At 72.1% G+C, this 13024-nt stretch carries 13 protein-coding genes; 7 read left to right on the top strand and 6 right to left on the bottom strand.

All coding sequences use genetic code 11. From position 1 onward, the window contains the following. Positions 1-56 precede the first annotated feature (56 nt). Together GA0115233_RS12330 and GA0115233_RS12335 are read left to right on the top strand one after the other, a co-directional pair. A complete protein-coding gene (locus GA0115233_RS12330; RefSeq protein ID WP_093720227.1) occupies positions 57-1295 on the top strand; it encodes an ABC transporter ATP-binding protein in 1239 nt (412 codons plus the stop codon). Further along, positions 1292-2164: an ABC transporter permease subunit gene (locus tag GA0115233_RS12335; protein WP_093720228.1), complete on the top strand. Its 873-nt coding sequence runs from the start codon at positions 1292-1294 to the stop codon at positions 2162-2164. The genes GA0115233_RS12330 and GA0115233_RS12335 overlap by 4 nt, the downstream gene beginning before the upstream one ends. 189 nt (positions 2165-2353) lie before the next feature. On the opposite strand, the gene GA0115233_RS12340 is transcribed toward GA0115233_RS12335, so the two are convergent. Then, positions 2354-2695, bottom strand: a complete 342-nt coding sequence (locus tag GA0115233_RS12340; RefSeq protein ID WP_093720229.1) for an ATP/GTP-binding protein — start codon at positions 2693-2695, stop codon at positions 2354-2356. A gap of 224 nt (positions 2696-2919) precedes the next feature. On the opposite strand from GA0115233_RS12340, the gene GA0115233_RS12345 reads away from it, so the two are divergent. Further along, positions 2920-3948, top strand: coding sequence for an LLM class flavin-dependent oxidoreductase (locus tag GA0115233_RS12345; RefSeq protein WP_093720230.1), 1029 nt, complete (start codon positions 2920-2922; stop codon positions 3946-3948). Between the two features lie 84 nt (positions 3949-4032). Here the strand turns inward: GA0115233_RS12345 and GA0115233_RS12350 are convergent, their stop codons facing one another. After that, positions 4033-4425 carry an SCO5389 family protein gene (locus GA0115233_RS12350; RefSeq protein WP_093720231.1) on the bottom strand — a complete coding sequence of 131 codons (393 nt, stop codon included), beginning with the start codon at positions 4423-4425 and terminating at the stop codon, positions 4033-4035. Between the two features lie 299 nt (positions 4426-4724). Here GA0115233_RS12350 and nucS point away from each other — a divergent pair, with 299 nt between their 5' ends. Next, positions 4725-5396 carry an endonuclease NucS gene (nucS, locus tag GA0115233_RS12355; RefSeq protein WP_093720232.1) on the top strand — a complete coding sequence of 224 codons (672 nt, stop codon included), beginning with the start codon at positions 4725-4727 and terminating at the stop codon, positions 5394-5396. 94 nt (positions 5397-5490) lie between these two features. Here the strand turns inward: nucS and GA0115233_RS12360 are convergent, their stop codons facing one another. From GA0115233_RS12360 to GA0115233_RS12370, 3 genes are all read right to left on the bottom strand, one after another. Continuing rightward, positions 5491-8013 carry an AAA family ATPase gene (locus tag GA0115233_RS12360; protein WP_093720233.1) on the bottom strand — a complete coding sequence of 841 codons (2523 nt, stop codon included), beginning with the start codon at positions 8011-8013 and terminating at the stop codon, positions 5491-5493. Positions 8014-8266: 253 nt separating this feature from the next. Continuing rightward, positions 8267-8590, bottom strand: a complete 324-nt coding sequence (locus GA0115233_RS12365; RefSeq protein WP_093720234.1) for an STAS domain-containing protein — start codon at positions 8588-8590, stop codon at positions 8267-8269. Positions 8591-8748: 158 nt separating this feature from the next. Continuing rightward, positions 8749-9597 carry a 3-hydroxyacyl-CoA dehydrogenase family protein gene (locus GA0115233_RS12370; RefSeq protein ID WP_093720235.1) on the bottom strand — a complete coding sequence of 283 codons (849 nt, stop codon included), beginning with the start codon at positions 9595-9597 and terminating at the stop codon, positions 8749-8751. Between the two features lie 213 nt (positions 9598-9810). Between GA0115233_RS12370 and GA0115233_RS12375 the strand changes: the two genes are divergently transcribed. Then, positions 9811-10383 (top strand): cob(I)yrinic acid a,c-diamide adenosyltransferase, encoded by a 573-nt coding sequence (locus GA0115233_RS12375; RefSeq protein WP_093720236.1) that lies wholly within the window; start codon positions 9811-9813, stop codon positions 10381-10383. Here the strand turns inward: GA0115233_RS12375 and GA0115233_RS12380 are convergent. Then, positions 10300-10923, bottom strand: coding sequence for a hypothetical protein (locus GA0115233_RS12380; protein WP_093720237.1), 624 nt, complete (start codon positions 10921-10923; stop codon positions 10300-10302). The genes GA0115233_RS12375 and GA0115233_RS12380 overlap by 84 nt on opposite strands. 152 nt (positions 10924-11075) lie before the next feature. Here GA0115233_RS12380 and GA0115233_RS12385 point away from each other — a divergent pair, with 152 nt between their 5' ends. Beyond that, positions 11076-12269 (top strand): sensor histidine kinase, encoded by a 1194-nt coding sequence (locus tag GA0115233_RS12385; RefSeq protein WP_093720238.1) that lies wholly within the window; start codon positions 11076-11078, stop codon positions 12267-12269. Continuing rightward, positions 12266-12907: a response regulator gene (locus GA0115233_RS12390; protein WP_093720239.1), complete on the top strand. Its 642-nt coding sequence runs from the start codon at positions 12266-12268 to the stop codon at positions 12905-12907. Before GA0115233_RS12385 ends, GA0115233_RS12390 begins: the two co-directional genes overlap by 4 nt. Positions 12908-13024: the final 117 nt, after the last annotated feature.

Genomic DNA, 13024 nt, shown 5'->3' on the forward strand with positions numbered 1-13024 from the left:
TAACCCTTACGGGGGCGTGTGCCCCGCTGTCCTGAACCTTTCGATGGGTGCGGAGCATGATCGAGGCAGTCGGCCTGACCAAGCGCTACGGCGACAAGACCGCTGTGTACAACCTTTCCTTCCAGGTGCGGCCCGGTGCCGTCACCGGCTTCCTGGGCCCCAACGGCTCGGGCAAGTCGACGACGATGCGGATGATCCTCGGCCTGGACAACCCCACGTCGGGGCAGGTGACGATCGGCGGCTACCCGTACCGCAAGCTGCCCAACGCCCCCCGGCAGGTCGGCGCGCTGCTGGACGCCAAGGCGGTGCACGGCGGCCGGACCGCCCGCACCCATCTGCTGAGCCTGGCCCAGCTCTCCGGCATCCCGGCGCGCCGGGTCGACGAGGTGCTCGGCGTGGTGGGCCTGCAGGACGTGGCACGCAAGCGCTCCAAGGGCTTCTCCCTCGGTATGGGCCAGCGGCTCGGAATCGCCGCGGCGCTGCTCGGCGACCCCCAGGTGCTGCTCTTCGACGAGCCGGTCAACGGTCTCGACCCCGAGGGCATCCTCTGGGTGCGCAACCTGATGAAGGCGCTGGCCGCCGAGGGCCGTACGGTCTTCGTCTCCTCGCACCTGATGAGCGAGATGGCGCTGACCGCCGACCACCTCATCGTGATCGGGCGCGGACAGCTCCTCGCCGACATGAGCGTGCAGGACTTCATCGCGGCGAACTCCGCGGGCTTCGCCCGGGTGCGCACCCCCGACACCGAGCCGCAGCTGCGCGAGAAGCTGTCCACCGCGCTGACCGAGGCGGGCGGCCATGTGCTGCCCGAGCAGGACGGGGCGCTGCGGGTGACAGGGCTTGAGCTGCCCCGCATCAGCGACATCGCGCACGAGTCGGACGTACGGCTGTGGGAGCTGTCGCCGCACCAGGCGTCGCTGGAGGAGGCGTACATGCGGATGACGCAGGGCGCCGTCGACTACCGCTCCACGATCGACCAGAAGGCCGGCCTCCAGCAGCCGCTGCCGCCCGGCGCCGAGCCGCCGATGCCGGTGCCCGGGCAGGGCCAGCCGGGCTGGTACGCCCCGCCGCCGCCCCAGCAGGGCGGTCAGCCGTTCACGATGCCCCAGGGACAGCCCGGCCAGCCCGCGCAGCCGCCGCAGGCCCCGCAGGGCCCCTATGCCGCCCCGGCGGCGCCCACCGCGCCCCCGGCCGCCCAGGGCGAGACCCCGAACCCGTACGCGCAGCCCGCGCCCGCGGCGCCCGCCGCCCCTGCCCCCGCCGTCGACACGACCAAGTCCGAGGACGCCCGATGAGCACCCCGCAGCCCCCGATGCCGCAGACCGCCGCACCGAACTGGCAGGCGGCGCCCGGCGCTCCGTACCCCGTCTACACCTCGCCGATCCCGGTCAAGCGCACCCACCTCGGGCACGCGCTCGCCTCGGAGTGGACGAAGATCCGCTCGGTGCGCTCCACGATGTGGACGCTCGGCGTGTTCATCGTGCTGGTCGTCGGCATCGGCCTGGCCACCGCGGCGCTGGTCGCGGCCAACGCCCCGGACAGCGACCTGGCGGGCGAGAACCCGCTCTCCTTCGGGTTCTTCGGGCTGCTGCTCGGCATCATGTGCATCATGACGCTCGGCGTGCTGACCACGGCCTCCGAGTACGGCACCGGCATGATCCGCACCACCATGACGGCCTGCCCGTCCCGTGGGCGGGTGCTGCTGGCCAAGGGGATCGTGTTCTTCGCGGTCGCCTTCACCGTCACCCTGGTCTCGGCGTTCGTCGTCGCGCTCGCGGACGTCTCCATCCTGAGCGCCGCGCGGGAGCCGTCCGGCGAGGAGTGGCTGAAGGGCACGGTCGGCGTCTCGCTGTTCATCGCGCTGCTCGGCCTGTTGTCGCTGCTCGTCGGCTCGATCATCCGGCACTCCGCGGGCGCCATCACCATCATGATCGGCGTGCTGCTGGCGCCGCTGGTGATCGCGCTGTTCATGTTCTCGGAGTCGCTGGAGGACCTGCGCCAGGCCCTGTTCGAGTACTCCATCCCGAACCAGCTGAGCGCCTTCTACTCCCAGTCCCTCACCGACACCGGCCCCTCCGGCTGGGACCCCCTGTGGATCATGCTCGTCGTCACCGCGGCCGCCTTCGCCGGCGCGTACGCCCTGCTGGAGAAGCGGGACGTGTAGGGCTGCGCCCGCCGCGGCGACCGGACCGGCCGTGAGCACGGTGGTCCGCGACCGGCCCGGGGCGGGGTGATCCCGCGGGGCCCCTCGCGGCCACCGACCGCCCGGCGGGGACGGCGCGCCGCCGGGAGCACGCGCGGGCGCGGGCCGTGCCCGTTCGGTGTGACACCCGGGCGTTGGGGACGGCGATGACTAGAACCTCGGCGCGTTCCTGGACCGCTGCACCTTTGTGGTGCGGCGGTCCTTCGCGTTCCAGCAGGACTTGTGCCAGTGGCGGCGGTCGTCGACGCCGGCGTGGTCGGGCCAGGCGACCACGTGCGGGACGCCGTCGGGGATCAGCTGGTCGCAGCCGGGGCAGCGGTAGGACTTGCCCTGGGCGCTGGCGCCCGCCACGTGCCGGACGTTCCAGGCCTCGCCCTGCCACTCCTCCGAGGACTGCCAGCCGCCGTAGCGGCCGCGACGGTCGTCCTCGGCACTCCGGCCGGACGCGGCCGACGCACCGCCGGCCTTGGGACGGTTGCGACGCGGGGACACAGGACACCTCACGGGGCTATACAGGAAGCACGGGCCGCGTCCAGCCTACGCGGCGCGGGCAGGGGTAGGCGTAGGCCACCAATCCCCACAAGTCCCCCGCCGCCGAAGCTCATTCTGCAGACAATCCGCAAATCCCTCCGTCAAGCCGTGTCCTCGGCACGTGTCAGACGGTTATGCCGGTCGGGGGAGCTCCGCGTCGGAGCCAAGGAAGCAGGAAAAGAGCAATGCGCGTTGGAAGTTTCGTGTTGGCGGCCCAGTTCCCGGGACAGGGCGAGGGGGAGGCGCTGCACCGCGCGGTCCGCTCGGCCGAGGTCGCGGAGGAGGCGGGTCTGGACTCGGTCTGGCTGGCCGAGCATCACTTCGTCCCGTACGGCACCTGCCCGTCCGCCCTCACCCTGGCCGCCCTGTTGCTGGGCCGCACCCGGCGGATCAGGATCGGCACCGCCGTCACCGTACTGCCCACGGCCCACCCCGTCGCCGTCGGCGAACAGGCCGCGCTGCTGCATCTGACGAGCGGCGGCCGCTTCTCCCTGGGCGTCGGCCGCGGCGGCCCCTGGGTGGACCTGGAGGTCTTCGGCGCGGGGCTCGCGGCCTACGAGAAGGGGTTCCCGGAATCACTCGATCTGCTGGTGCGCTGGCTGCGCGAACCCTCCGTCGGAGCCGACGGCGAACGCTACCGCTTCCGTGAGGTCCCGGTCGTCCCGCGCCCCAGCGAGGCCCTCTCGGGCGGCCCCGGACCCGAGGTCGTCGTCGCCTGCACCTCGCCCAAAAGCGTCCGGCTCGCCGCCGAGCGGGGCCTGCCGATGCTGCTCGGCATGCATGTGGGCGACGAGGAGAAGGCGGAGATGGTCGCCCTGTGGCGGGAGCAGGCGCGCGCCTCGGGCCGGTCCCCGGAGGAGATCCGCGCCGCGGGCCATGTCTCCGCCGGCGTCTGCCAGATCGCCGACCGGCGCACCGACGCGGCGGAGACCCTGCTGAAGGCGATGCCGGGCTTTCTGAAGCAGGGCCTGGAGGCCCATATGACGGTGGACGGCCGCCATCGGGTGATGCGGGACCCCCTGGCGTACACCGAACTGCTCTGCGGGCTGCACCCGGTGGGCACCCCGCGGCTGTGCGCGGACCGGCTGGCGGCGACCAGCGAACGGACCGGCATCTCCCGCTTCGCCCTGCTCGTCGAGGGCTCGGGCGATCTCGCGGCCACCGAGGAGAACGTACGGCGGCTGGGTGCCGAGGTGCTCCCGCACCTCGGCTGAACGCACCTGCCCGACCGGACGCTTGCCGCCCCGGTACTCCATGCACCTCCCGCGTACGGAGCGGCAAGCAAGCGGCTCACCGGATCAGCAGTCCCGCAGCTCCGGCGACTGGTTCAACAGTTGGCTGCGCACCGAGGTGAAACGGGCGAGCGTCTCGTCGACCGAGGAGTCCAACGGGAACACCGCCACCCGGTGGCAGTTCTGGAAGGCCAGCCGCACACCGAAGTGCCGTTGCAGCGCACCGCGTATCGCGTCACTCGCAAGCGCACGCAGCAGCTGACCACGCGCCTGCTCGTCCGGCGGGGGCGTCTGGTTGTCGGCGAACTCTCCGCCGTCGACCTTCAGCTGAGCCACCAGGGAGCTGACCATCTCCCATGCGTAGGGCAGGGAGGTCCGGACGCAGTCGACGAAGGCGGCTTCGTCGACCTCGCCTCGCTCGGCCTGTTCCAATAGGGCCGGTGAGACGTCGAGCGACATGAGTTCTCCTCTCGCACCCCCGAACAACAGGGGTTGCCGGACAGGGACGGGAGTTCACGCCTCGAACACTCTGCGTGCACGCCTCGCGACCTCCCGTTTACTACGGTAGGCAACGGCTCGGGGCGGCACCAGAAGAATGCGCACATGGACAAGTCCCCGTAGGAACACAATCGGCCACCTGTGAACAGGGCTCTTCCAGTTCAAAAGGGGTGCCCGGCAGGACGCCGTTGCGGGCGGTGGACGAGGGGACCGGCGGGCGAATCGCGTGCACGGGCGCCCGTCGAGTAGCGTTGCCGACCATGCGTCTCGTCATTGCCCGATGCTCCGTCGACTACGCGGGCCGGCTCACCGCCCATCTCCCGTCCGCACCCCGTCTCATCCTGGTGAAGGCGGACGGCAGTGTGTCCATCCACGCGGACGACCGGGCCTACAAGCCCCTGAACTGGATGTCCCCGCCGTGCACTCTGAAGGAGGGCACCGGCGACGAGGAAGGCGTCTGGACCGTCGTCAACAAAGCGGGCGAGAAGCTCATCATCACGATGGAGGAGGTCCTCCACGACTCTACGCACGAACTCGGCGTCGACCCGGGCCTGATCAAGGACGGCGTGGAAGCACACCTTCAGGAGCTGCTCGCCGACCGCATCGAAACCCTCGGCGAGGGCTACACCCTGATCCGGCGCGAGTACATGACGGCCATCGGGCCCGTCGACATCCTCTGCCGCGACGCCGAGGGACAGACCGTCGCCGTGGAGATCAAGCGCCGCGGTGAGATCGACGGCGTGGAACAGCTGACGCGGTATCTGGAACTCCTCAACCGCGACCCCCATCTGGCCCCGGTCCGCGGCATCTTCGCGGCCCAGGAGATCAAGCCCCAGGCCCGCGTGCTCGCCACGGACCGCGGGATCGGCTGCCAGGTGCTGGACTACGACGCGCTGCGCGGCATCGAGGACGACAAGCTGCGGCTGTTCTGACCACGCCTCACACGACGCGAGGGCCGGGTCCTTGACGGACCCGGCCCCTTTACTGCCTACGCGGCCTCAGATCACGTCTACTGCCTACGCGGCCTCAGATCACGTCGGCCGACGTGCTCGGGCTGTCCGGCGCGCCGGCCGTGGTGCTGATCTCCGCCGGCCCGCTCGCCGTGTCCGAGGTGTCCGGGGACCCCGTCTCGGAGTCCGTCGGCGCCGGGGACCCGGTGCCGGTCGAGGACGTGCTCGTCGACGGCTCCGGCGACTCGGTGGGCGTCGTCGGCGTCGTCGGCGGCTTCGTGGAGGACGGCGGCCTGGCCGTCTTGGTCGGCGGCTTCGTCGGGTCGTCCGACGGGTCGCCGTCCGGGCGTTCGCTGTCGCTCGGCCTGCTCGACGGGCCCGTCGTCTCGGTGGGCGTCGGGTCGTCGGAGGTGCCGAGCGTGCCGTCGGGACCGGGGTCGGTCGGACGGCTGGTCGCCGTACCGGTGTCGCCCTTGTCCTCGCCCTCGTCCGCCTTGTCCGCGCCGAGGCTGTCGTCCCCGATGCCCTGGCTGGCCGAGGGGTTGACGCCCACCTGGTCGGAGGGCGCGCCCGCCTCGCCGTCCGAGGTGGCGCCGAGCGTCACCACGGTGCCCAGCACCGCCGCCAGGAGCGCGCCCGCGCCCGCGGCGACGAGGTTGCGCTTGGCGAGCCCCTTCAGGCCGCCACCGGCCTTGGACGGGGCGCCCATGGCCGAGGTGCGGTGGATGCTGACGAGGTCCGGGTCGCTCGGGGCGGGCCGGAGCGGCGGGAACGCCGGGACGCCGCCGGGCGGCGACTGCGACTCCTCGTGCCGGGCGTCCGGTACCTCCTCCGCCGCCGTGGCGCCGCTCCCGGCCGGGATGCCGACGCCCGGGGTGTCCCCGGTGCGGTCGGCGACCAGCGCCAGGGCGCGGCGGCCCGCCACGGTGCCCCGCTTGTCGGCGAGGGCGCCGCGCAGCCCGATGGAGGACTCCAGCTCGGCGCGGGCCCGGTCGTACTGGCCGCCGCAGAGCGCGAGTACGCCCAACTCGTGGTGGAAGTAGGCCTGTTCCCCGACGTCCCCGGCGAGCCGGGCGGCCTCGGCACCGGAGCGCAGCGCGCGCTCCCAGGCGCTCCAGTGCAGTCCGGCCGCGAAGGCGGGCGCCGCGGTCCGGGCGAGCAGAACGGCGGGGCTCTCCTCGTCCTCGGCGGGCGGGGTGGTGTCCGGCACCAGCGCGGTGAGGGCGGCGAGCAGGGCGTCCGCCTGCGCGCACACCCGCTCCGGGGTGACCGAGGGGTGCGCGGCCCACCAGGCGTAGTGCTTGGCCGCGGCCAGCGCGTGCTCGTCGGCGCCCTCGGCAAATCCGGCGGCCACCAGCTGGGTGCGCACACCCGCGGCGAGCCGGTAGGTGGCGCCGACCGGCGAGACCAGTCCGCAGGCGACCAGTTCGCCCAGGGCCGCGTCGGCGTGGGTGTCGTCGACGAGGGCGGGCAGGTGGGCCTGGTCCGGCACCTCGCCGCCGAGCGCGACCGCGATGCGCAGGGTGGCGCGGGCGGAGGTGCTGAGCCGGGAGGCGAGCAGCGGGGCGGGCGCGGCGGCCTCGCCGAGGGCGGGCAGCGGGATCTCCACGCTGTCGTCGACGTCGAAGGGCTCGTCGGGGTCGACCGGCAGGGAGTCCTCGAAGACGCCGTACTCGTCGACGGCGCCGACCCCGGCCCGCAGCTGGTCGCGCTGGCGCAGCAGGGCGCCCGCCTGGACGAACCGCAGCGGCAGCCCCTCGGACTCGAACCAGAGGTCGCCGGCCCAGTTGGCCTCGTCCTCGGTCAGCGCCCGGCCGACGGCCCGCTCCAGCAGGTCCAGGCCCGCGGCGCGGTCCAGGCCGCCGAGGAGGACCTCCTCGACCCCGGACTCGGCGGTCGGCGCGGGCACGTCGGGCGTGGCCGCGATCAGGAAGGCGCACTCGGGGGTGGCGTCGAGCAGTTCGTCGAGGGCGGCGCCGCCGATCTCGGCGTCGTCGAGGACGACGACCGCGCCGATCTCGCGGACGCAGGCGAGCAGTTCGTCCCGTTCCGGGCGGTGCAGGGGCGCGTCGTAGACGGCGTAGAGCAGGTCGTGCAGCAGGTCGTCGACCGTGCGGCGGTAGCCGTTGAGGCGGACCACGCCGTCGGGGGCGAGGTCCGAGCAGTCCTCGGCGACCACGTCGAGGAGGCTGGTGCGGCCCGATCCGGCGGGGCCGGTCAGGCGGACCGAGCGGCCGCGCGCGAGGAAGCGCACGAGCTCTTCGCGCTCGTCCTGGCGGGCCAGCAGGAGCAGCTCCGGCTGGGGCGGTCCCGGCGGGGTCTGCGGGCGGGCCGCGCGGTCGGCCTCGGCACGGGCGGCCGGGCTGAGCTTCGCGGGACGGGTCGGGCGCTCGCCGGGCGGGCAGGGCTCGATCTCGCTGCCGTCCACCGGGTTGACGGTGAGCAGGAAGTCGCCGGAAACGAGCTGCACGGTACGGGCCAGTGCGGGCGCGTGCTGTCCGAAGTCGGGTGTGAGGGGGTCCCTGGGCGGGCGCGGGCGCGGCGCTGTCGCACCGTCCTCCTGGCCGTACTCCTCGGGTCCCCGGTTGTTCGGGTCCATAGGTTCAAGCCCCCCAAAAGCGTCGTGTGCCGAAGCCCCTCCCGGCCGTTGTGCACACCGCGCTGTCGCTTCTGGTCCGGGCCCGCTCGAAGGGTTGTCACGCAGCGGGCGACCGAACCCTAAACCTTCGCACAGTATCTACGACAGGCCGGGGTACCGCGCCGTCCGAGACATCACAGGTTCATGAGGATTGCCTGCGTGATGCCCTTCGCAACCGGAACGTCCGGTCCCTCGTCCCACCCGCTCCGAGGGGTCACACGCGCGGCAGCGACTCCACGCCGATTCCGCCCTCGATGGCGAGGATCCGGTGCAGCCGGGTGGCCACCAGCAGGCGCTGCATCTGCGGCGGCACCGCGCGCAGCACCAGGCGCCTGCCCGCTCGGCCGGCCCGCCGGTGCGCCCCCATGATCACCCCGAGTCCGGTGGCGTCCCAGAACTCCAGCTCGGACAGGTCCAGCACGAGATCGCCGACTCCGTCGTCGACGGCCGAGTGCAGGACCGTACGGGCGTCCGCCGCGCTGCGGACGTCGAGGCGGCCCCCGACGACCAGCTCGGCGTGGTCGCCCCTGATGTGCATAGCGCTCCCCTAGGCGTGCGTTGTGTGCTCCGCGATGTGTGTTCCGGTGATGCAACCTCTGACGGCCCAAAGCAGTCAGAGGTTGCCGTCTGTAAGCGAACCGATACCGAATTCACCCCAGCGAGTGATGCTCCTGGGGTGTGTGCGGTTTTCGGGGCTCAGTACGTGTAAAAGCCCTGCCCGCTCTTGCGGCCGATGTCACCGGCGTCAACCATCCGGCGCATCAGCTCCGGCGGAGCGAACTTCTCGTCCTGCGACTCGGTGTAGATGTTGCTGGTGGCGTGCAGCAGGATGTCGACGCCGGTGAGGTCCGCCGTGGCCAGCGGGCCCATGGCGTGACCGAAGCCCAGCTTGCAGGCGAGGTCGATGTCCTCGGCGGTGGCGACGCCCGACTCGTAGAGCTTGGTGGCCTCGACGACGAGCGCCGAGATCAGCCGGGTGGTGACGAAGCCGGCCACGTCGCGGTTGACGACGATGCAGGTCTTGCCGACCGACTCGGCGAACCCGCGCGCGGTGGCGAGGGTTTCGTCGCTGGTCTTGTAGCCGCGGACCAGCTCGACGAGCTGCATCATCGGCACCGGCGAGAAGAAGTGCACGCCGACCACGCGCTCGGGGTGCTCGGTGGCCGCCGCGATCTTGGTGATCGGGATGGCGGAGGTGTTGGAGGCGAGGACGGTCTCCGGGCGTACGATCCTGTCGAGCGTCCGGAAGATCTCGTGCTTGACCTCCAGCTTCTCGAAGACGGCCTCGACGACGATGTCGGCGTCGGCGGCGGCGTCCAGGTCGGTGGTGGCGGTGATCCGGGCCAGGGCGGCCTCGGCGTCCTTCGCCTCCAGCTTGCCCTTGCTGACGAACCTGTCGTACGAGGACTTGATGCCGTCGGTGCCCCGCTTGAGGGCCTCGTCGGTGACGTCGCGCAGAACGACGTCCCAGCCCGCCTGTGCGGAGACCTGGGCGATCCCGGAACCCATCAAGCCGGCGCCGATGACGGCAAGCTTCCGTGCCACTGTGCGACTCCCCAATACACGCTGTTTACGGTGTCGGCCCCGCGCGAGCGCATACGAGCGAAAGGGGGCCTCTCGGCCGGACCCTAGCGGCAGTGAGGCGCTGTGTGATCGGTTAGTAACGCGAGTCACGTCTCATCTGACGGACATCACACCGGGGCGGCTCACAGGACGCCCCGGACGGCGTAGTTGAGGGGTGGTTACTACGCTGACCCCATGGTCAATCTGACGCGTATCTACACCAGGACCGGCGACAAGGGCACCACGGCCCTCGGCGACATGAGCCGGGTCGCCAAGACCGATCTGCGGATCTCCGCCTACGCGGACGCCAACGAGGCGAACGCCGTGATCGGTACGGCGATCGCGCTCGGCGGTCTGGACGAGGAGGTCGTCGCGGTCCTCACCCGCGTCCAGAACGACCTGTTCGACGTGGGCGCCGACCTGTGCACGCCGGTCGTGGAGAACCCGGAGTACCCGCCGCTGCGGGTCGAGCAGTTCTACATCGACAAGCTGGAGGCGGACTGCGACCGCTTCAACGAGGAACTGGAGAAGCTGCGGTCCTTCATCCTGCCGGGCGGCACACCGGGCGCGGCCCTGCTGCACCAGGCGTGCACGGTGGTGCGCCGGGCCGAGCGCTCGACGTGGGCCGCGCTGGAGGTGCACGGGGAGACCATGAACCCGCTCACCGCGACCTACCTCAACCGGCTATCGGACCTGCTGTTCATCCTTGCCCGTACGGCCAACAAGGCGGTCGGGGACGTGCTCTGGGTCCCGGGCGGGGAGCGCTGAGGTCCCGGCCGGCGCCTTCTTCGGCCAGATCGCGTAGGTCAGCGCGATCAGGCCGTGGACGCCGGCCGCCCGCCAGGCGACGTACATCCAGCTCTCCAGGGACTCGGTGCGGCTCGGATCGTCGACGTACCGCATGGCGATCAGCAGCAGGACGCTCGCGGTCGCGGCGGCGGTGACCGTGCCGAGCCAGACCTTTCCCTCGTGGCGGGCGCGGGCCATGCCGTAGCGGGGCGGGCCGACCGGCGGCGGGGCGCCGCCGAGGCGGTGGGCGGCGTGGCCGTCGAGCCACTTCACGGTGCGGTGGCCGTGGCCGACGGTGTAGCCGATGTAGAGGGCGGCAAGGCCGTGCTTCCAGCTCGGGTCGGCGCCGTTCCTCAGGTCGACCGCGGTGGCGACGAGCAGCACGACCTCCAGCAGCGGCTCGCACAGCAGCAGGGCCATCCCGGTGCGGGGCATCCGCAGCAGGTAGCGGAAGGCCAGTCCGGTGGCCAGCAGTACCCAGAAGCCGACCTCACAGATGATGATCAGCGCGACGATCACGGCTCGCTCCTCTCGGTCACCCTTCCAGGCTCCCGGCACGAAGAGCCGGTTTCGTCGTCGTCGCCGATGAACCCGGGGTACATCGAAAGATGCAGCGCGGGACCCTTCCCGGGCATCAGGCACCGGGACCGGGTGCCGTGTTGGATGGAGTCATGGCCGTACCGCTCCCCCGCCCGCACCGCGACGACGCGCGGATCGCGCTGGCGGGCCTGCTCGGCGGACTGCTCATCTGGGGCGTCGGGCTCGGCAACCGCGCCTCCGACGACCCGGTCGTGCTCTGGGACGGCCGCTGGCCGGTCCTGGTGCCGCTGTTCGTGATGGCCGCGTGCGAGCTGCTGCGCCGCACCCGCCCCCGGCTCGGTCTGGCCGTCGGCTCCGTCGCGATCGCCGGGGACGTCCTCACCCAGGGCAACCTGGTGACGGTCGTGATGTTCACCGACCTCATCTACGCGGCCGTGCTGTACGGCCCGCCCGCCACGGCCCGCCGGGTGCCCTGGATCACCGGTCTGCTGACGGTGCTCGGCACGGTGGTGCCGATCGCGGTCTGGCAGGTTCCGGAGGCGCTGCTGATCGGTATGGTCGTCGGTCTCGTGACGTTCACGCCCGCGGCCACCGGCTGGATCGTGCGCAACCACCGCGACGCCGCCGAGGCGGCCCGGCTGCACGCCGAGCAGACCGCGCTGCTCGCCGAGATGGACCGCGCGCAGGCGGTCTCCGCCGAACGCGCCCGGATGGCCCGGGAACTGCACGACATGGTCGCCAACCATCTCTCCGCCATCGCCATCCACTCCACCGCCGCGCTCTCCCTCGACGACGAGCAGACCTCCCGCGACGCGATGGAGGTCATCCGGGAGAACAGCGTCCAGGGGCTCGCCGAGATGCGCCGGCTGATCGGCATCCTGCGCGACAGCAGCGGCGATCTGGAACCGGCGGCGGCGCCCACGCTGGACGGGCTCGCCGCCCTCGTGGAGGGCGCCCGCACCAACGGCCTCGACGTCGGCCTGTGCGCCGAGCACGGCAAACTGCCCGCCCCGGTCGAACTGGCCGCCTACCGCATCGTCCAGGAGTCCCTCACCAACGCCCTCAAGCACGCGGCCCCGGGCCGGGTCACGGTCGGCCTGGCCCAGCGCGACGGTGTCCTCGACATCCGCGTGACCAGCCCCTACGGCGACCGCGACGGCCCTCGCGCCCCCGGCTCCGGAGCCGGTCTGGTGGGGATGCGGGAGCGGGCGGCGCTGCTGGGCGGCAGCTTCGAGGCGGCGCCCGAGAGCGGCCCGCAGGGCAAGGTGTGGGCGGTACGCGCCACGCTTCCCGTCACCGACAACTCCCAGGGAGAGAACGAATGATCCGCGTCCTCGTCGCCGAGGACCAGTCCGCCGTCCGCGCCGGGCTGGTCCTCATCCTGCGCAGCGCGCCCGACATCGAGGTGGTCGGCGAGGCGGCGGACGGCGAGCAGGCGGTGGCGCTGGCCCGGGAGCTGCGGCCCGACCTGGTGCTGATGGACGTGCAGATGCCACGGCTTGACGGGGTGTCGGCGACGCGGCAGGTGGTGGCGGAGCGGCTCGCGGACGTCCTGGTGCTGACCACCTTCGACCTCGACGAGTACGTGTTCGGGGCGCTCAGGGCGGGCGCGTCGGGGTTCCTGCTGAAGAACACCGAGGCCCGCCAACTCCTGGACGCGGTACGGACGGTGGCGCGCGGCGAGGGGCTGATCGCCCCGGCGGTCACCCGGCGTCTGATCGCCGAGTTCGCCGCCGGGTCCGCGCGGGAGCCGAAGGCCGATCCCCGGGTGCTGGAGGCGCTCACCCGGCGTGAGCGCGAGGTACTGGCCTGTCTGGGCGAGGGGATGTCCAACGCGGACATCGCGCTACGGCTCGACATGGCGGAGGCGACGGTGAAGACACACGTCAGCAGGCTGCTGGGGAAGCTGGAGCTGCGCAGCCGGGTGCAAGCGGCGGTGCTGGCGCAGGAGTTGGGTCTTTAGCACCCACTGTCACGGACTGGTCTGGACCTATTGACCTGTGGTCCAGACCTTTCTATTCTCGCGGCACCGTGGGCGTGGAGGCTCAGCACGCCCTCTCACCCTCTTACCCAGACAGGG

Source organism: Streptomyces sp. DI166 (genome assembly GCF_900091315.1).
Classification (GTDB): Bacteria; Actinomycetota; Actinomycetes; order Streptomycetales; family Streptomycetaceae; genus Streptomyces; species Streptomyces fuscus.

Excerpts from the sequence above, each read along its gene's own strand:
- GA0115233_RS12330 (WP_093720227.1), top strand. The coding sequence starts at position 57 with ATGATCGAGGCAGTCGGCCTGACCAAGCGCTACGGCGACAAGACCGCT.
- GA0115233_RS12335 (WP_093720228.1), top strand. The coding sequence starts at position 1,292 with ATGAGCACCCCGCAGCCCCCGATGCCGCAGACCGCCGCACCGAACTGG.
- GA0115233_RS12345 (WP_093720230.1), top strand. The coding sequence starts at position 2,920 with ATGCGCGTTGGAAGTTTCGTGTTGGCGGCCCAGTTCCCGGGACAGGGC.
- GA0115233_RS12350 (WP_093720231.1), bottom strand. The coding sequence starts at position 4,425 with ATGTCGCTCGACGTCTCACCGGCCCTATTGGAACAGGCCGAGCGAGGC.
- nucS (WP_093720232.1), top strand. The coding sequence starts at position 4,725 with ATGCGTCTCGTCATTGCCCGATGCTCCGTCGACTACGCGGGCCGGCTC.
- GA0115233_RS12360 (WP_093720233.1), bottom strand. The coding sequence starts at position 8,013 with ATGGACCCGAACAACCGGGGACCCGAGGAGTACGGCCAGGAGGACGGT.
- GA0115233_RS12365 (WP_093720234.1), bottom strand. The coding sequence starts at position 8,590 with ATGCACATCAGGGGCGACCACGCCGAGCTGGTCGTCGGGGGCCGCCTC.
- GA0115233_RS12375 (WP_093720236.1), top strand. The coding sequence starts at position 9,811 with ATGGTCAATCTGACGCGTATCTACACCAGGACCGGCGACAAGGGCACC.
- GA0115233_RS12385 (WP_093720238.1), top strand. The coding sequence starts at position 11,076 with ATGGCCGTACCGCTCCCCCGCCCGCACCGCGACGACGCGCGGATCGCG.
- GA0115233_RS12390 (WP_093720239.1), top strand. The coding sequence starts at position 12,266 with ATGATCCGCGTCCTCGTCGCCGAGGACCAGTCCGCCGTCCGCGCCGGG.